A 17,082-nucleotide genomic window follows, 5' to 3' on the forward strand; every position below is an offset into this window, starting at 1 on the left:
ATCCGACGTGTTAAAGTCTCCGTGCGAGGATCACGCAAAGATCCATCAGGTTCGTGTGCGTCGGCCCTGTCCGGATCGCGTCCCCGACGTGGTCGAGGACGACCGTCGAGTCGTGGTTCTTCAACCCCTCTTGGACGGGGCGGCCATGGGCTTCGGCCCGGGCAACAGTCTCGCCGTCGACAATACCGCCCGCGACGTCTGTCGGACCGTCGGTCCCATCGGTCCCGATAAACGCACCGACAACCCCTTCGAGGCCGTCGATCCCCCGGGCGAACCCAAGCGCCGTCTCCTGGTTCGGGCCGCCCAATCCCGCCGGCTCGGAGACGGAGACCGTTGTCTCGCCCCCCGAGACGAGCGCGCAAGGGGGTGCGACCGGCCGTCTGTGCGTCGCCGCTTCCCTCGCGATGCCGGCGAGCACGCGCCCGACCGCCCGGCTCTCGCCCTCGATCGTCGTTGAGAGTAAAAGCGGCTCGTACCCCAGCGTCCGCGCGCACTCGACGGCCGCCTCGCAGACATCCACCGCGGTGGCCAGCGTCACGTTATCAACCACGTCGACCGGTCCGATCTCCGGCGTCTTTGCTTTCGCGAGGGCCTGCCGAACGTCGCGGGGGACCGCGTCCAAGAGATCTAGGCCGTTGAGCACCTCGACAGCCTCGGCCGGGTCGACCTCGTCGACGACGGTCGGTCCCCACGGCTCGCCAGCGACCTCGTCGACGACGATCAGTCCGACACCCGTAGCCGGCGCGATCCGTTCAGCGAGCCGCCCCCCCTTCACCTGGGAGAGACACTTCCGCACCGCGTTCACCTCTTCGATTGGTGCCCCTGACCGGAGGAGCAGGTCGGTCGTCGTCCGGAGGTCTGAGAGGGTGACGTCGTCCGGCGCGGCCAGGAGCGAAGAGGCGCCGCCGGTGATGCAGACGAAGATGAGGTCGCCGTCCTCGGCCCCGGTGGCGACGTCAAAGACGGCGTCGGCCGCGCGGACGCTCGCCTCCGTGGGCAGGGGGTGGCCTGCCTCGAGCACCCGGACGCGATCGCTCTCCTCGGCGCCGCCGGCCTTCTCGACGGCGAGCGATTCGATTACGTCCGCGGCCCCCTCAAGCAGGTCGACGACCGCCTCGACCAGCGCTTGCGAGCCCTTGCCTGCGCCGACGACGAACACACGCTCGACATTGGCGATATCGTACTCGACACCGCCGATCGTGAAGATGCCCTCGGTGGGTCTCTCCACCTCCCGATCGAGAAGCCGATGCGGGTGGACGGCGGCGATGGCATCTTCTATCACGTCGAGGGCTGCGCGACGGAGGTCCGCTTCGGGGCCGTCGATGAGGTCCTCTCGGTTTCGGATCGTCCCGTTCGCGGTATCGGCCTCTCCCGGTCGGTCGGCGGTCACGGCGACAGTCCGAGCGCGCGCGCAGGGTTCTCCGCGACGAGGGTCCAAAGGTCCTCCTCGGACACGCCCGCCTCGCGCACACCGCGGGCGAACTCGCGGAACCCCTCGATCGGGGGATTGTCCCGCTGGCCGAGGTCCGTCGCCAGGAGACACGACTCGACACCGATCTTGTTGACCGCGTCAGCGACCCGTTCGACAGTGTGCCCTTCGGTGCTCCGTACGGAGTACGCACAGTACTCCAGGATCGCACCCATCTCCGCGAGCCGCCGCTGCTCGTCGACAGAGAGGTTGACGACGCGGAAAAACGGGTGGTTGACGATGACACGGACGCCCGCGTCTGCGCACGCGGCGACGACGGCCTCCGTCTCCGCCGCGCTCGCATGGCCAGTTCCCAGCGTCGCGTCGTAGGACCCCACGAAGTCAATGATCTCGGCTACGCGCTCTGTCACCTCTCCGTTGCGCGCGACAGTAAGCTCCTCGCTCGGTCCCGGGATCCGCTGACCGACGAAGCGGGACGTGCCCGCCTCGCGCCACTGACGGGCGTGATTCGCGCTCCACGCGGTCGGCAGCCAGACCACTTTCGCCCCGAGCTTCAGGGCAGTCTCCGCCGCATCGATGTTGAGGCCGCCGACGGCGCCATTCAACGCGATTCCGCCGTGGAGTACCTCCTCACCGACCGCGTCGTTCACGAGGTCGACACGGCCGACGGTCGGGACGACGTGGCTCTTCACGACCACTCCTTGCATGCCCGCATCGACGGCCGCCCTCGCCAGTTCGAGGTCCGTCAGGTTCCGCTCGATGAGGTCGGGAGCGGTGTGTACGTGGATGTCTATTGCGTCTGCGAGAATGTCCGTCATCTGTGCGCCTCCGCGGAGATTCCGATCGTCCGTGTCTCGGTGAGCGTTGTCATCATCCGTCTGTCTCCAGCGCGCTCGTCGCGAGGGCAACACCCCGCGAGCCGTCAAGCGCGTTTCACTCTCCGTAATCCTTTTTACATCATAAAATGCTGCTACTGTCACATATGGGAGATCTTCACAAGTATTCGCATGAGACGTTCACGGTAGTGGCGGTCCAAGCGTCGCCCGGTTACCTCGACAGGGAGGCGTTCGTGGAGAAGACGTGTTGACTAGTCCGGAAGGCAGCCGGTAACGGCGCCAAGGTGATCGGCTTCCCGGAGACGTACATCCCGGTTATCCATACTGGAACTGGGTGAACACCCCGATCGACGACTACGACTGGTACAAGCGGTATACCGTGGACAGTCAGTGGGTGTGCCTGGTCCGCCGACCGACCGCCTCTGCGTGGTCGCCGATCAGGAGAACATCTACCTCGTGATCGGCGTCTGTGAGCGCGGCCCGGCGACGACCGGGACACTCTACAACACACATCTCGTCATCAGCGACGAGGGCGAGCTGCTCGGCAAGCACCGGAAGATCATCCCTACCCACGCCGAGAAGCTCTCGTGGGGCCGCGGCGACGGCTCCTCGATCCGGACCTACGACACGCCGTACAGAACAGCTCGGCACCCTCGCCTGCGGGGAGAGCACAAACTCTCTGGCCCGCTACGCGTTCATGGCGCAGTGCTAGCAGCTACACGTCTCCAACTATCCGGCGTTCCACTTCAACCAGGAGTACGACATTGCGGTGGCGACGAAGATCCGGTCGCACACGCACGCCTTCGAGGAGAAGCTCTTCAACATCGTCTCGATCGAGTACTTCGACGAGGTTTGCGAGACCGACCGGGCCGAAGAGTTGCTCGGCGGGAAGAACCAGGGGTACTTCACCGCGGTCGTGGGCCCGACGGACGAGATTCTGGCCGGACCGCTCGACGACAAAAAGGGCATCGTCTACGCCGAGTTCGACCTTGAATCGACGATCAAGCAGAAGCTGATGCACGACGTCATCGGCCAGTACAATCGATTCGACATTTTCAAGTTCGGCGTGAACCGCAACCGGCTGAAGCCCCTCCACGAGCGAGGAGAACGAGAGGTGCCCGGCCTAGAGGCAACGGACGGTCGCCAGCGCGAGTCCCAACGGGACGAGGAACCGGTGGAAGCAGAGCCAAACTTCCCCTGATGAGCCCAACCGACTATGGGTACGGACCTCGCGCCCGCAAGCGCGAGAACTACCCAGTAACCCAGACGTGGACGCGAGCGCAGCGAACACGACATCGAAGACGGATGATGCCCAACCCCTTCCATGATGTTCGATAGCGACGCCGTGAACTGCCTCTGGATCAAGCCTCGGGACACTCTTGCTGTATTCTCTGTAGAGATTCTCACCATCGACTCGTACCGATGCTCGAAGACTGACTCTGACCGTCACACGTCGGGAAACCTCGCTGAACGGCCGGCCAATCCCAGACGCTAGATCCGGCGATCCCGCGTATCCGGCGGCTCGACGTGTCTGAGGGTGACTCAGTCTGTCAGTACCTCCGTCTATTTCCCGGAAACTCGGAATCTCCGTTATGTTTTTGACACATACCGATCGACCTCCAAGTATGACCGAGCATGTGCTAGTCGCCGTGGACAACTCGGATCCGGCTCGGAAAGCGGTCGACTTCGTCCACTCGACCTTCCCCAACGCCGAGGTTACGCTTCTACACGTCACGATCCCGATGATCGACACGGCGATATACGAGGACCCGCCGGACCTCGAGGAGATGCGAGAGCGCTTAGCGGAGTTCGAAGACGAGTTGACTGAGGCCGGAATCTCGGTCGACGTCGAAGTAGTCACGGGCCGACCTCGACGAGAGATCGTTGACTACGCCGAGACGGCTGACGTGGACCACGTCATCGTCGGTAGTCACGGCCGGACCGGCCCCACGCGGGTGCTCCTCGGCAGCGTCGCCGAAACGGTGGCCCGCAGGTCGCCGGTACCCGTCACGATCGTCCGCTGAGTTCTGTTCGAACTCTCCGCTGTGCCGGTCCGACAGGCGTCCGGGTTACGTTCCTGCTTGCACAATTGTTATCGTCCACCATTCTGTACCTCGGCCATGGCTCGAGTGCCGTACGCGGTCGACGAGGACTTAGATCCGGAGTATCGGGATCTCGTCGTCTCGTCGTTGCAGCCAGGCAAACGGGTGAACGTATACAGCGCCGTCGGGAATAACCAAGAGGTGCTCGCCGGATTACGCGGGTTCCTCGGCGCACTCTGGAGCGACTCGGGGCTTTCGGATCGTCAGCGAGAACTCCTGATCCTAACCGTCGCCTCGGAGATCGGATCGGCCTACGAATGGCACCAGCACGTCAATATCGCGACCGATTTGGGGATTTCGGAGGGCGAGATCCGTGCGATCGCTCGCGACGAGCGCCCGCCCTTCTCCGAGGAGGAACGGGCGCTCGTCGCGTACGGGCGGGCGGTCATCCGTGGACGGGTGACAGACGCCCACCACGAGGCGCTAGCGGAATACCTCGACGACAGAGCGGTCGTCGGCGCGGCGGCAGTGGCCGCCGCGTACCTCGCACTCGGGCGGGTCATCGACGCCCTAGGAGTCGAACTCGAGTCCAGCGAGGAGTTCGTGGGATGGGAGGTCAAGTGATGTGCACAGCGAATCCAATCCGGACGGTCTGCGCCTCAACCACGACCTCCGACCCGGTAGCTCTCGCGTGCGGAGGTGAGACCGCGTGACCAATTCCGTTCGACTGCAGGAGCTCTCCTGGCGGGACGTCGAGACGTACCTCGACCAGCACTCGACACCAACGGCTGTCGTGCCGATCGGCTCGACGGAGCAGCATGGTCCGCACCTCCCGCTTGGCGTCGACGCGTTCCAGGCACGGGATATCGCCGAGGGGATCGCCGAGAGCACCAACGCGCTCGCGACGCCACCGATCTGGTACGGGGATGCGAACCATCACCTGGGCTTCCCGGGGACGGTCTCGCTGTCGCCGGAAACGGTTGTGGCGGTACTCGGCGACGTCTACGCGAGCCTCGCCGGCCACGGGTTCGAGAACGTCGTGACCGTCAACGGCCACCGCGTCGCGAACCTCCCGGCGATCCAGACAGCAATGAAGGAGGCGGCAGAAGACTATCCCGAGGTGTCGTTCGTCGCTATCGACCCCCTCCGGATCGGTATGCGCCTGCACCGCGAACTGCGCGACGGCGATCCTGAGGACGGCATGCACGGTGGGGAGTTCGAAACCTCGTTCATGCTCGCGCGGTACCCCGACCTCGTCGATGAGGACTCCTTCGTCCCGGAGACGAGCGACCCTCCGACGGACTACCACACGAACGACCTCGTCACGCCGGATGACCGCGTCCTCTCGCCGAGCCCCCGTCACACTCCCGAGAACGGCAACCTCGGGCACGTCGGCGACCCGACCATGTCGAGCGCCGAGAAGGGGGAGACGATCTATGAGGGAATCGTCGAGGCCGGCATCGACGTGGTGACCCAGCTAATCGAGGAGTGACAGAGTCCGACGCGGGATGGAGACACTGCCGCACCAGTAGGGACACCCCAGGAGGTTTGTTTCCGGGAAACGACGAGATTACCCCCCATTCGCCGGCGCGTTCGATCCACCCACTAGGCCGGATATAATTGTATGGCTCCTCGCGGTGGTGAGAATTGGCCGACCTCCGGGATGCATTTATCTCGACCGGATACATGGGAGCTGACATGGTCGAGTTAAATTCTGACGCCGCCGGCGGCGATCGGACGAACGTGCGCGAGAACTCCGTCAGCCTCGTAACTGAAGAAGAGGCCGAGGGACGCGTCGCAGAGTTCTACCGGACGATCCGCGCAGAGCGCGAGGGCGAACTCGACGAGGACTTGGGACTCAACAAACTCTGGCTGCTTTTGGGCAACGATCCGGACCTCCTCAAGGTCGTCTGGGACCACATGCACCACATGTACCACGGCGGCGAGATACCGTTTGAGCTCAAGTCGAAGATCTCTCTCGTCGTGGCGTCGGTCATGGAGTGCGAGGCCTGCAAGTTCTTCCACGAGTCAACGCTCGAGAACCTCGGCATTGACGAATCGGCTATCGAGGACCTGAAGGGTCTGGAAATCCGCGAGACTGGCTTCTCACCGTCGGAGGAGGTCGTCCTCAAGTTCGCACAGAAGGCGACCGAGAACCCCCACGCGATTACCGATACGGACCTAGAGGCTCTGCGCGAACTCGGCTTCTCGGAGGCCGAACTCCTCGAGATCCTCGACTGCATCGCGATCCACGTCTACACGGCCGTCTTACAGGCGATCTCTGGCATCGTCTACCCGGGCATGAGCCGCGAGGAGTGGACGACTCTGGCCTGATTCGGACCGTCGCGCCGAGCACGCCCACGCTTCAGGCGGATATGTTCGCCGAAAGCTCTGTTCCATCGGCCGAGATCCCGTAGGGTACGGATCTCGTCCGATCTTTATGTTTCTCCTCGAATCCTCTGCATTATTCTTTCTAGTATGTCGGAGAATAGTCCGGAATACTCCAATATGTATAAGCCCATGCGTGGAGATAACACACACTATGAATGGCATCCATGACGTTGGTGGAATGGATGGGTTTGGGGATCTTGATACAGATGAAAACACGATAGATACGATTGGATACTATGATCAGTGGGAGGGGCTTGTTCATAGCGCATTCGTCGGTACCCTTGGCTCTAGAGTTCACAATATGGACGAGTTTAGACATGCTGTTGAACGCATGAAACCTGATCATTATCTCACAGCAAGATACTATGATCGGTGGTTGATTGCTGTTCAAACCCTACTCGTCGAGAAGGGTGTTGTATCCCCCGACGAATTACGTGACCGTGTCGAAGAGTTCAGTAATACGGAGGATGTTTCTCTTCCTCGACAAACCAATCCAATGCTTATTGACGAACTCCTTGCAGGCGTTACCGAAGGATATAGTTCTCGACGCGAGACTCAAGAACCCTCGTTCTCAGTCGGTGATAAAGTCCGTGTTCGAAATATGAATCCTAAAGGACATACTCGATGTCCAGAATACGTTCGACGAGCAGAAGGGATCATTCGAGAGGATCGTGGAACTCATACTCTGCCTGATTCTCATGCTCATGGCGGTGATGTGGCTGAACCTATGTATAATGTTGAATTCAGTTTAGACGAAATCTGGGGAGATACGGGAAGCAAAGACAATAATATTCGAATCGAGCTCTGGGAGAGCTATTTAGAGGAGGTAAAAAATGAGTAACAACGAAGACACCGACAACCATTCGCCAAATAACCATATCAATGAAACCGTCGAAAAGTTAGCACATGAATACGACCCAGAACCGAGGGCTCGCGCGCTTCAGTCATTACTAATCGAAGAAGGACTATTATCGACTGATGCTGTGGATGCAGTTGTTTCGACCTATGAAACTGAAATAGGACCACTAAATGGTGCCAAGGTCGTTGCTCGTGCATGGACAGACCCGGACTACAAACAGCGACTACTTAACAACGGTATCGATGCTATTGCTGAATTGGATATCGAAATCAATGAAGATGTAATGGAGATTACTGCTCTGGAAAACACTCCAGACACTCATAATATTATTGTCTGTACGCTTTGCTCCTGCTACCCATGGGCCGTCCTTGGTCTTCCACCAACCTGGTACAAATCACCGGAATATCGATCTCGAGTAGTACGTGAACCCAGAGAACTACTACGGGAGGAATTCGACGTTGATCTCGATGACTCCATAGAGATCAACGTCTGGGATAGTACATCCGAGCTACGCTATATGGTTCTTCCACAGCAGCCACCAGGTACGGACGATCTTTCCGAAGACGAATTGGTTGAGCACGTAACGCGAAACGCTATGATCGGTGTTGACCGATTGGCATAATTATGACTGAACAGTCAACCTCCACCGATGGATACTCGATTGATCATCTACCGATGAGTGATGATCAACCTGTTTTCGAATCGCCATGGCAAGCGCGCGCTTTTGCTCTCGCAGTTATTCTCTCTGAATACGACGCAAATGAATACAAATGGAAAGCTTTCCAATCGAGATTAGTCGACGAAATTGAAAAAAGCGATAATGAAGGCAATTACTCTGAAGAGATCTATTACGAGCAATGGTTGCAAGCACTTGAACGCACAGTGCTCAATGACGAGATGATTAGTGCAGAGCGTTTACAACAGCGAGTAGATGAATTTGCTTCTGGCGACCGGGATGCTTCTGAGTTTGTCGAAGGCGAACACGAACATAACCATGATGGCAACGATGGTCACCATCACCGGTAATTCCCTCTAGTTCACTGACCAACCTTCACTTGGCTAGGGGTACATCCAAGGCACATGAGATTTGACTTGACGGAGGATCAACGGGAGCTACGAGATGAGGTTCGGGAGTTCATAAAAGAGGAGATTAAACCGAAGGCGCGAGACCTCGACCGAAAGGAGGTGTACCCGAGCACGATCTTCGGCGAACTCGGCGAACGTCGCTTGACGGGCGTGACGCTTCCGGAAGAGTACGGGGGCCGGGGCGAAGGCCTCGTCGAACTCGCATTGATGATCGAAGAGCTATCGGCTGGGCTCATGTCCGTAGCGAGTACTATCGGACTCCACCTCGGAGTTGCGGCAGTCGTTGAGCGCTTCGGAACCGAAGCGCAGCGTGAGGACCTCCTCTCCGAAATGGCGTCCTTCGATACTGTCGGCGCACTCGGCTTGAGTGAGGCGAACGCAGGAAGTAATAAACTGGAGATGGAGACCAGCGCTGAGCGTAACGGGGATGAGTGGGTACTCAACGGCCACAAACAGTGGGTGACGAATTTTTTTGACGCAGACTACGTCCTCACGTACGCGAAAACGGGCCCTGAGGAGGACGCATTACACAACATCAGCGCGTTTCTCGTTCCGACCGACGATTTTGAAGTCGAGACGGTGTGGGAGACGCTAGGCGCGAACAGCGTCAAATCCCCGCGCGTCTCCCTCTCGGATGTTTGCGTTCCCGATGATCGACTCGTCGGGGAGGAGGGCGAAGGCTACGTTCAGCGTGGGGAGATACATACCGGTGTGAACGTCCCAGCTCGCGGTGTCGGTATCGCCCGGGCAGCCCTCGAAGATACAGTGGCCTACACGAGTACCCGTGAGCAGTACGGCCAGCACATCAGCGACTTCCAAGGGGTGAGCTGGGAGGTCGGGAAGATGGCTGAACGAGTCGATACCGCTCGGTTACACACCCTCCGTGCAGCCGACCGTGCCGATCGCGGATACGACGTCACACGCGAGTTCAGTATGGCGAAAATCAATGCCACACAGGCCGCCGTAGACAACGCAAACGACGCAATGCAACTCCACGGTGGTATCGGCTACACGACTGAGCACCATGTCGAACGGTATCTGCGTGACGCAAAACTTCTCACGATTGCCGGTGGCCCGAACGAAGGCCACAAGAATACGCTCGCTGAGGCCGTTTTCGAGCGAGACGACGACTGATTCAATCGAGTTCCAGCGGTCTCTTTCGGTTCATAGAACCGTTACTGTGTCGTGGGGAATATCGAAATTACGATCATGTACAATGACGTCTACTGAGCGATCTGACGAAGCACTTCAGGTATTGACCTCTGTATCCCGAGTGCTGGGAGATCGAAATCCGGAGCGTCTTGACGTCGCAATCTCGGCTACGAGATCTACATGACCAGCAGTAAGGTTGCACCGCTTTCACAACCCACGTAAAGGGCCCCAAGTACAGCGACTACTTTCCTGTGTCCGTAGTCGTCATAACATCGCAAAGATAGTCATAGACGTCGGTCATATCTCCAGTTTCGCTATACTGATTTCGAGTCCGACCGACTTGGTTCCGCACGACACTTGCGAGAAGGAGTGGAATCCGGTTGTCTTCGGCGAATTGGAGTAATAGACGAAGATCCTTTTCCATTAATCCGAGCGCAAACCCAACGTCACGGTCATTCAAAATGTAGTCCGGGAATTTGTCTTCGGTTGCAGAGTTACGACCAGTGCTGACATTGAATATCTCGCACATTGTCTCAATGTCAAGCCCAATCTCCTGCCCGAGAATGATCGCTTCAGAGGTCGCGACCATGGCCGTATTCGAGAGATAGTTGTTGAGTAATTTCACTGCATGTCCGTAACCAGGGTCTTCTCCAATATGGAAAACGTTCGTTGCGAACGCTTCAAAAAACTCCTGACAAGCCTCAACCGTCGCTCGATCCCCACCCACCATAACAGTAAGATTTCCATTTTCTGCGCCAGTTGCGCCGCCACTGACTGGCGCTCCAAGGACTGCCACATTATCATTTGCAAGTTGGTCTGCTATCGATCGGGTCGTATCTGGTGTCGAAGTAGTGGTATCAATGATAACCGAATTCGGGCTAATTGTGGCTTCGAGTTCCGAAACCACTGCTCGTACCATCTCTGGATCCGGTAACGAGAGAAAGATCACTTCTGCTTTTTTTCCGACCTCCGAGGCTGAACTGGTTCCTGTAGCCCCTACTGATTCAACAGCACTAATTGCTTCTTGACGTTGATCAAAAACAAAGACCTCATTGTCGTTTTGAGCAAGATGTGTTGCCATTGATCCGCCCATTTGACCGAGTCCGATGAAGCCAAGGGCTGTCATGGATCACGAATCACAGTACCGGGATAAGAAGTTAGCGTCGGAAATTGCTACTAATAATCCTCGCGAGCACGGTCTAGTTAAGCCAGTTTGAGGAACGAGCAGGTCATTGAGTGAGTTGGTTAAGATGCTCGCAGACCTGCTCAGTGAGAGCTATGCGGCGGATTTAGGAGGATGGTGGGAGTGTGAGCGGACGGCGATGCCCGTCAAGGTGTTCTCCGTCCGGCTTCACGCGACTGGCTGTTCGCTTCGAAAGACACAAGAGGTTCTTCGCTTACTCGGCGTAACACGCTCTTATCAGGCAGTTTGGAACGGGGTACATCAGCTCTGACCGTGTGTCAGACCCGCTTGAGGCGCAGCCGACGCGGGTCGTGGTTGACGAGACCGCTGCCAAGATCAACGGCGACTGGTTTTGGGTGTACGCTACAATCGACACCGAGACAAAATTGATTCTCGACGTCGCGTTATTTGGTCGACGTGGCACTGATCTGGCGGCTGCATTTCTCCATCGGCTCAAGGAAAAACACGACTCTCCGAGGCTGAGTTTCTTGTTGACCAATTCGGATATCGGACTTCCCTTGCTCGAGTAGGATTGAGCGATCGGGTGGACTATACCGAGCGAAACCTGATCGAAAAGTGGTTTCACACGCTCAAAATGCGCATCGACCGCGTTCATAACTCGTGGGTGGGCAGTCGGTCAAGCGCCACGAATGGCGTGAACAGTTTATGCACTACTACAACCGTCAGAGGCTGCACCAAGCTCTCGATAGAAAGACACCGATTGAGGAGGCGCTAAACTAGACAGTGCCCCTCAAACTATAGGTTTAGTAGCTACCAATAGTTATAGCGGAATATGGGGTATCACCTTGTCAACGCTGAAGAACTTGGGCAGTGGGACGATCGCCCAACAGACGTTCGCTCATTGAGTGTTGCAGCCGGGTACGACTACCAAGACTCGAAGCTCGGTCTTCGCGTCTATGAACTCTCTCCCGGTGAGCAATCGGGACTAAGCTATCACTATCACGATGAACAAGTCGAAGCGTTCTACGTGCTCGAGGGGACACTGCACGTCGAGACGCCCGACGACGAGTACGTCGTCGAATCTGACCAAGCGCTGTTTGTCGATCCTGGAAGTCCACAGCGGGCATTCAATCCCGAGTCCGCAGATGGTCCGGTTCGTGTGCTCGCTATCGGCGCACCATCCGTCGATGATGCGCATGAATACGAGCCGTCGACTGACGCTTGATGTCCCCACTGATCGGTATAACTAACTCCCGCACTGAGAGCAGTGTTGACTCTCTGTGCGAGTGTTTGTGAGCTGTGACCTTGTACAATATTAGCCGACGTACAAATGCGCGTGTTGTACAAGAGGATTATAGATGTACCGCTGAGGTCGCTAATTGAGGACCGTCACGTCGAACTTTCCACGCCAGTGGTATCACCGGCCACCCCAAACGAGCGTCTGACGAGCGAGCGCGTATACAACCAGAGGTACGAACACAAATACCACCGGATAGCCCAACAGGACTGTCCAGCGACGAACACCTAGAATCGTGTTGACGACGAGATGCACTACTGCCAAGAGGACTGCCGTCGGGACTGGAGCCACGATTGCACCGACGAGGATCAACGACAACACGAGAAACGTTCCGGCGATCGCCCCAGGGACCTGCCACTGGAGGATATGTATCCATTGACTGGGCGCTCGATCGCCTCTCAGATCGTTTCTCCGATCGGAACGATGCGAGTTTGGCTGACTGTCGTCACCGAGAGATACTCCATGAGGAGTCCATCGTCACTGATTGTCCGATGAAGCTCTTTGAGTGCACCGCCAATAGTGCCATGGTGATCGTAAGCGAATCGAACGACTTCTGCACCAAGATGCGTGAGGGTCTCTCCGGTAGGCTCGTTATCGACGAGACCGAGAAGAATCAAACCACGACGACCGCCTGATACGCTGTTAATCTCGTTCTCGGCGTAGACCTCGTGTGTGTCACCCTCTGCGGCGAGGGCGAGTGCATACCCGAGATAGTTCTTTAGAGGGTTGACCGGAAAACTCCCGTCGGTGAGCTGGTGGGTAGTTGCTTGGAAGCGGATCGCGTTGATGGTGGTTGAGAGTCCCCGACACCAGTGGCACGAGAGGGCTCGCCGAGTGTGCCAGTGTGGGTATCCTCGACATCGATGATACCGAGTGTGTTCCGCTCGTTGAGCTTGAGAACGAGATTACCACTAGGTCGATCGGGACGTTCAGTCATCATTAGCCCTTCCACTGATAGAGCACATGATGCTTCTGATACTTCTGAAAGAGACATGGAAGTCCCTAGTTGATGTGCGGTCAAACTCAGTTCTCTCCCTGAGTTCTACACGGAAAGATCGGACCGACGAGGTTGTTCTGCCAGAGCGATGCACCAATAATTATCGGTGCTACGAAGCAGCCTCTTCGAGCGCTAGTATCTCGGATTCGCCCGCACGTATCGAGAGCTTCCCGACTAGAACGAGCCCATCAGTAACGATCAGATCGGAGAACTCCGTGTCCTCCGCGTCACCGATCTCCCACTGCTGGCTTCCATCAGCGGCATCGAGCGCGAACGCTCTTCCCCCTTCCACGGTTCCACGCTCGCTGGGGAAGTCTGCAAAGCCCGCCGCGTGGCTATAGAGGACGCCATCTGCGACCACTGGCGCCCCGATGACGACATCGCTCTCGAACAGCGTAGTCCACTGCTCGGACCCGTCAGTCGTCGAAAGCGCATAGATCCCTGCTGCACCCTCACGTTGGTAGTCAGTCAAACCGAAATACACAGTCCCATCAACGACAGCCGGTGCTGAGGCGTGAGCGTCTTCGGCCGGTCGTCCGTCAATGGTGACGGCATACTCCCACTGCTCGGACCCATCGCTTGCTGAGAGCGCACGCAGTCCCGGTGAGATGGACACATAGACCGTTCCGTTCGCGACGGTAAGGTGATGCCCGCCGTCAGGGTTGCGCCAGAGTTCCTCGCCATCGGTGTCGATCGCGATCACTTCTGAGCCGGCTACGTAGATAGTGTCGTTCAATACTGCTGGTGCAGATGGTCTCTCACGATCAAGGTCAAGCGAATGCTCCCACTGTACTGTTCCGTCAGTCGCCGAAAGGGCGAGTAGTGATCCCTCGAATTCGTCGGAGTCGCTGGACTCGGGGTTTCCGACAATCACGTATAGATCGTCGTCGATCACTGGTGCGTGCTGTGGTTGAAGTAGTTCCTGGCGCCATCGTTCGGTGCCGTCGGTCGTTGAGAGAGCGATGATACCGTTCCACTCACCGCCCACGGCAGCATACACGGTCTCATCTGTTGCAGACAGATTGGCAAAAGAACCGTCGGTTTGCATACTCCACCGCTCGGATCCGTCTGTAAGTCGGAGTGCTCGTACAGTACCGGATTCACTCAGGTAGACACAGCCACCAACGATGACGCCGCTGTCGCTTCCGGGTGCTGACCATCGTGTCCGTACATCGTCTTTCGGTCCGCTTGCGGCGGTTGAAGCTGTTCGACCGGCGTCCGCTCGCGGCTGGGGCCAATTGTTGTTCGGAGCACCACTCACAGTGCCCGTGAAGGCACCGGCAGCGATGATGCCGCCAGTTAACTGAATAAAGTTCCGTCGCCCAATCTCATCGACTCCTACTGATTGGCGCATGAGGGCTCTATCATGCTTCTCTGAATAAAACCCCCACACGAAATATCAAGTACAGCATCTATGGAGATCTATCTGAACTCCCAGTACCAATTTCATTTTTCTCCTTGTCTGAACTACTGATGAGACACCGTCGTCAGGTCGGAGCGTCGGCGTCAGGCACAGATCCCGCAACCCAGCCTCCGGAATGTCGTATATCAAACGCTTGTGTGAGGACGAGCAAGCGACAGCGTCGCCCCTGAGTGGACGAACTGCGAACCGATATATGGTACGGCCCCGTGCTGAATGGACATACGCACTCACCGCGTTCGGAGATTATCGCTCCTAGCGCGTCGGATCAAACTGCGAGAGGTGATGGATCCAGTGTCAGAACCGTCTGGAGGAGCACTACCACTAAATAGTGGCCACGTTGAGGTCCTACTGTCGACACGAAACGAAATACGCTACTTAGGAGTCAATTACGAACGCCAGTAGGAGGAACGTTTTCCGAGTAGCCAAACTGAGCTAGTGGAGACTCATTCGTAGCGAGGTAATACGCGCCAAGAAGGTCCGTCTCGATCTCTTGGCGTTTGTGAGCGGCGTCGAGATCGAGACGCTTGGCATACGCGAACAGAGCGTGCCCGCCGAAGACGGTCTCGTGGTTGTAGAGACGGGAGGGAATCGCACTCGATTCGCCAATGTAGGCCAACGGTGCATCGCTGTTTTTATACCAGATTCGATACAGGCCGTTGTCCGGCGGAGTGGCTTCGAGGCGCTGGTCTAATCGATATGGTTCGGACCAGTCGAGCCCCATCCACTCTCGGGCTCGTGGCGTTTCCCATAGTTGCCAGTTAGGTGGCTCAATACCTTGTTCTGCGTTTGGTTCCTCGTCGCCTTCGTCGAGGAGACCTCCTTTGAACGCAGGGTCGCTATAGCTGTACGACGATTGTTTGTAGCCGCTGATGATCCGCCCGAAGTTAGCGGTCGGACTCCGATCGGTAGCACGCCGATGGAGGGCGATGAATGCCGTTTCGAGTCCCTTTCGTTGTTGCTTGTCTCCCAGTTCTGTGGCGCTCACGTGTGAGACTTCGAGAGCGGGGCCAACCTCATGCCTGATGGCCCAGAGACAGGGAGCTGCCGTATGCGGATCGCGATAGGGCATCTCCTCGGCATAGACACCTCGTGCAAGGCTCTGGATCCGTCGGCGGATATCGCCCGATTCACCGATGTATTCGAGATACAGACGATCGGCGTCCTGGTGACGAATCCGGTATAGTCCTGGTTCTCGTGGGACGGTCCCAAAGGAGTTAGAATTTAGTGGAAGCCAGTCAGACCACGCGACACCGCCCCAGTCTGAGCTATAGAACTCGTACTCGATCATTGGTGCTCGTTATACCAGGCAAGAGTGTCGCCGATCTGGAGCCCTTCGGTCGGGATTTGGACAGTGACGCCTGTATCTTCGATCAGCGGAAGAAGTTCCGCATAGTAGTCTCTCCCCGCGTGGAATACGAGTGTGGTTGCCTCTGTGAGAAGCCCTTTATCCGCTAGTTGAGAGGCGACCTGTTGGGCCCACGTTCGTTGGTCTGCTTTCGAGGCCGTGGTGAGTGTCTCGTCGTAGGGGTCGATCGGTGGGCCATCGGGTGCGAGGAGGCCGTGTTTGGCCGAGAGGATCCACCAGTCGTCGTGGTGGGTTTCGGCGTACGCACGAGCTTTTCGGAACAGCGGTGACTCCATGTAGAGGTCCTTCAGTTGCGCCGGATGGTCGCGTTTGCTCTTGGTACAACTAATCAATCTGATTTCCATCCTGTAATGGGATGGTGATAATGGGATCAGTTATTATTGTCTGAATAGTTCGTGTATTGCTGTAAGTGTCTCGACAAATTCGAGTGCAAAGCACGGGAGCTGTCCACCGTTAATTCCTGCTGAAGTAACTGGAAGCCATGGTTCTGTAATTGGAGAACTATAGGGTGAGGCTCCGATCGTTTCATGAGTGAGCTCTCCACTACTGATTCTCGAGTATTACTTACGTAGCCTTCTGTCGGCAAACTCCTGTGCAAGCGCTCGTGCAAAGCGCTCTCGCCACTCGTTGATATCCTCCGATGAGATGGCTCTCTCTTCGCTCGTCTCTGCATTGGTGAAGATCAACCGCAGCACACAGTCTCGAGTCGAGTCGGCTTGCGACAGTGCACACGCATAGACGAAAAGTTGCGCAAAATAATGCTCAGCTACTGTCTCAAGATCTCGACCACGGAGTGTGTCCGTCTTATAGTCGGAGATATAGTAGCAATCATCTGTAACAGTGAGGTGATCGATGTCGCCGACTACTTGACCAGTGGGGAGTTCGAGACGTACTTGGTACTCATCATAGGTTGCTTCTACAGGTAGCGTCGCTTCTAACTGCTCAATGTCTGAGACGCCGTACTGAACTTGGGTTTGCAGGTCCTCGATGACTGTCGGCGATAATCGATCGGGGGTGTCGACAATCTGGGTCGGTGTTGTAGACCAATCGATGGTACTGC

General features: G+C 57.3%; 17 protein-coding genes and 2 pseudogenes. 12 read left to right on the forward strand and 7 right to left on the reverse strand.

Features of this window, described 5'->3' with window-relative positions; translation table 11 throughout:
• Nucleotides 1-10: 10 nt before the first annotated feature.
• Both QRT08_RS18040 and QRT08_RS18045 read right to left on the reverse strand, forming a co-directional pair.
• Nucleotides 11-1,390, reverse strand: a complete 1,380-nt coding sequence (locus tag QRT08_RS18040; RefSeq protein ID WP_286047377.1) for a glycerate kinase type-2 family protein — start codon at nt 1,388-1,390, stop codon at nt 11-13.
• The gene (locus tag QRT08_RS18045) at nt 1,387-2,247 is read right to left on the reverse strand and encodes a DUF6282 family protein (protein ID WP_286047378.1); all 861 of its coding nucleotides are present in this window, start codon (nt 2,245-2,247) and stop codon (nt 1,387-1,389) included. The genes QRT08_RS18040 and QRT08_RS18045 overlap by 4 nt, the downstream gene beginning before the upstream one ends.
• A gap of 414 nt (nt 2,248-2,661) precedes the next feature.
• Here QRT08_RS18045 and QRT08_RS18990 point away from each other — a divergent pair.
• The 10 genes and pseudogenes from QRT08_RS18990 to QRT08_RS18090 all read left to right on the forward strand — a co-directional run.
• Nucleotides 2,662-2,889 (forward strand): annotated as a pseudogene (locus tag QRT08_RS18990) (nitrilase-related carbon-nitrogen hydrolase); the annotation flags it as partial.
• A 145-nt stretch (nt 2,890-3,034) separates the two neighbouring features.
• Nucleotides 3,035-3,466 (forward strand): carbon-nitrogen hydrolase family protein, encoded by a 432-nt coding sequence (locus QRT08_RS18050; RefSeq protein ID WP_286047379.1) that lies wholly within the window; start codon nt 3,035-3,037, stop codon nt 3,464-3,466.
• Nucleotides 3,467-3,890: 424 nt separating this feature from the next.
• Nucleotides 3,891-4,289 (forward strand): universal stress protein, encoded by a 399-nt coding sequence (locus QRT08_RS18055; RefSeq protein ID WP_286047380.1) that lies wholly within the window; start codon nt 3,891-3,893, stop codon nt 4,287-4,289.
• Nucleotides 4,290-4,385: 96 nt separating this feature from the next.
• Complete coding sequence (locus QRT08_RS18060; protein WP_286047381.1) at nt 4,386-4,931, forward strand: carboxymuconolactone decarboxylase family protein; 546 nt, start codon at nt 4,386-4,388, stop codon at nt 4,929-4,931.
• An 85-nt stretch (nt 4,932-5,016) separates the two neighbouring features.
• The gene (locus QRT08_RS18065; RefSeq protein WP_286047382.1) at nt 5,017-5,799 is read left to right on the forward strand and encodes a creatininase family protein; all 783 of its coding nucleotides are present in this window, start codon (nt 5,017-5,019) and stop codon (nt 5,797-5,799) included.
• Between the two features lie 206 nt (nt 5,800-6,005).
• Entirely contained in the window at nt 6,006-6,641 is a 636-nt protein-coding gene (locus QRT08_RS18070) for a carboxymuconolactone decarboxylase family protein (RefSeq protein ID WP_286047383.1), read from the forward strand.
• A gap of 208 nt (nt 6,642-6,849) precedes the next feature.
• Nucleotides 6,850-7,539: a nitrile hydratase subunit beta gene (gene nthB / locus QRT08_RS18075; protein WP_286047384.1), complete on the forward strand. Its 690-nt coding sequence runs from the start codon at nt 6,850-6,852 to the stop codon at nt 7,537-7,539.
• On the forward strand, nt 7,532-8,179 hold the full coding sequence (gene nthA, locus QRT08_RS18080; RefSeq protein ID WP_286047385.1) for a nitrile hydratase subunit alpha: 648 nt from the start codon (nt 7,532-7,534) through the stop codon (nt 8,177-8,179). Before nthB ends, nthA begins: the two co-directional genes overlap by 8 nt.
• Before the next feature lie 2 nt (nt 8,180-8,181).
• Nucleotides 8,182-8,583, forward strand: coding sequence for a nitrile hydratase accessory protein (locus tag QRT08_RS18085; RefSeq protein ID WP_286047386.1), 402 nt, complete (start codon nt 8,182-8,184; stop codon nt 8,581-8,583).
• Nucleotides 8,584-8,637: 54 nt separating this feature from the next.
• Nucleotides 8,638-9,777, forward strand: a complete 1,140-nt coding sequence (locus QRT08_RS18090) for an acyl-CoA dehydrogenase family protein (protein WP_286047387.1) — start codon at nt 8,638-8,640, stop codon at nt 9,775-9,777.
• Between the two features lie 259 nt (nt 9,778-10,036).
• Here QRT08_RS18090 and QRT08_RS18095 read toward each other — a convergent pair whose 3' ends face one another.
• Nucleotides 10,037-10,921, reverse strand: coding sequence for an NAD(P)-dependent oxidoreductase (locus tag QRT08_RS18095; protein WP_286047388.1), 885 nt, complete (start codon nt 10,919-10,921; stop codon nt 10,037-10,039).
• 124 nt (nt 10,922-11,045) lie between these two features.
• Here QRT08_RS18095 and QRT08_RS18100 point away from each other — a divergent pair.
• Together QRT08_RS18100 and QRT08_RS18105 are read left to right on the forward strand one after the other, a co-directional pair.
• Nucleotides 11,046-11,719, forward strand: a pseudogene (locus tag QRT08_RS18100) (IS6 family transposase).
• A gap of 52 nt (nt 11,720-11,771) precedes the next feature.
• Nucleotides 11,772-12,164, forward strand: a complete 393-nt coding sequence (locus QRT08_RS18105) for a cupin domain-containing protein (RefSeq protein ID WP_286047389.1) — start codon at nt 11,772-11,774, stop codon at nt 12,162-12,164.
• A 1,178-nt stretch (nt 12,165-13,342) separates the two neighbouring features.
• Here QRT08_RS18105 and QRT08_RS18110 read toward each other — a convergent pair.
• The 4 genes from QRT08_RS18110 to QRT08_RS18125 form a co-directional block, all read right to left on the reverse strand.
• Nucleotides 13,343-14,587, reverse strand: a complete 1,245-nt coding sequence (locus QRT08_RS18110) for an outer membrane protein assembly factor BamB family protein (RefSeq protein ID WP_286047390.1) — start codon at nt 14,585-14,587, stop codon at nt 13,343-13,345.
• 451 nt (nt 14,588-15,038) lie between these two features.
• Nucleotides 15,039-15,944 (reverse strand): GIY-YIG nuclease family protein, encoded by a 906-nt coding sequence (locus QRT08_RS18115; RefSeq protein ID WP_286047391.1) that lies wholly within the window; start codon nt 15,942-15,944, stop codon nt 15,039-15,041.
• Nucleotides 15,941-16,366 carry a DUF6884 domain-containing protein gene (locus tag QRT08_RS18120; RefSeq protein WP_286047392.1) on the reverse strand — a complete coding sequence of 142 codons (426 nt, stop codon included), beginning with the start codon at nt 16,364-16,366 and terminating at the stop codon, nt 15,941-15,943. The genes QRT08_RS18115 and QRT08_RS18120 overlap by 4 nt, the downstream gene beginning before the upstream one ends.
• Before the next feature lie 216 nt (nt 16,367-16,582).
• Nucleotides 16,583-17,082: PD-(D/E)XK nuclease family protein (locus QRT08_RS18125; protein WP_286047393.1), on the reverse strand; the 500-nt coding region annotated here is incomplete at its 5' end.

The sequence above is a fragment of the Halalkalicoccus sp. NIPERK01 genome (assembly GCF_030287405.1).
Lineage (GTDB): Archaea > Halobacteriota > Halobacteria > Halobacteriales > Halalkalicoccaceae > Halalkalicoccus.

Bases quoted from the DNA above. Each gene is read 5' to 3' on its own strand.
- QRT08_RS18115 (WP_286047391.1), bottom strand. From the start codon at position 15,944: ATGATCGAGTACGAGTTCTATAGCTCAGACTGGGGCGGTGTCGCGTGG.
- nthA (WP_286047385.1), top strand. From the start codon at position 7,532: ATGAGTAACAACGAAGACACCGACAACCATTCGCCAAATAACCATATC.
- QRT08_RS18095 (WP_286047388.1), bottom strand. From the start codon at position 10,921: ATGACAGCCCTTGGCTTCATCGGACTCGGTCAAATGGGCGGATCAATG.
- QRT08_RS18105 (WP_286047389.1), top strand. From the start codon at position 11,772: ATGGGGTATCACCTTGTCAACGCTGAAGAACTTGGGCAGTGGGACGAT.
- nthB (WP_286047384.1), top strand. From the start codon at position 6,850: ATGAATGGCATCCATGACGTTGGTGGAATGGATGGGTTTGGGGATCTT.
- QRT08_RS18045 (WP_286047378.1), bottom strand. From the start codon at position 2,247: ATGACGGACATTCTCGCAGACGCAATAGACATCCACGTACACACCGCT.
- QRT08_RS18110 (WP_286047390.1), bottom strand. From the start codon at position 14,587: ATGCGCCAATCAGTAGGAGTCGATGAGATTGGGCGACGGAACTTTATT.
- QRT08_RS18120 (WP_286047392.1), bottom strand. From the start codon at position 16,366: ATGGAAATCAGATTGATTAGTTGTACCAAGAGCAAACGCGACCATCCG.
- QRT08_RS18070 (WP_286047383.1), top strand. From the start codon at position 6,006: ATGGTCGAGTTAAATTCTGACGCCGCCGGCGGCGATCGGACGAACGTG.
- QRT08_RS18085 (WP_286047386.1), top strand. From the start codon at position 8,182: ATGACTGAACAGTCAACCTCCACCGATGGATACTCGATTGATCATCTA.
- QRT08_RS18060 (WP_286047381.1), top strand. From the start codon at position 4,386: ATGGCTCGAGTGCCGTACGCGGTCGACGAGGACTTAGATCCGGAGTAT.
- QRT08_RS18090 (WP_286047387.1), top strand. From the start codon at position 8,638: ATGAGATTTGACTTGACGGAGGATCAACGGGAGCTACGAGATGAGGTT.
- QRT08_RS18055 (WP_286047380.1), top strand. From the start codon at position 3,891: ATGACCGAGCATGTGCTAGTCGCCGTGGACAACTCGGATCCGGCTCGG.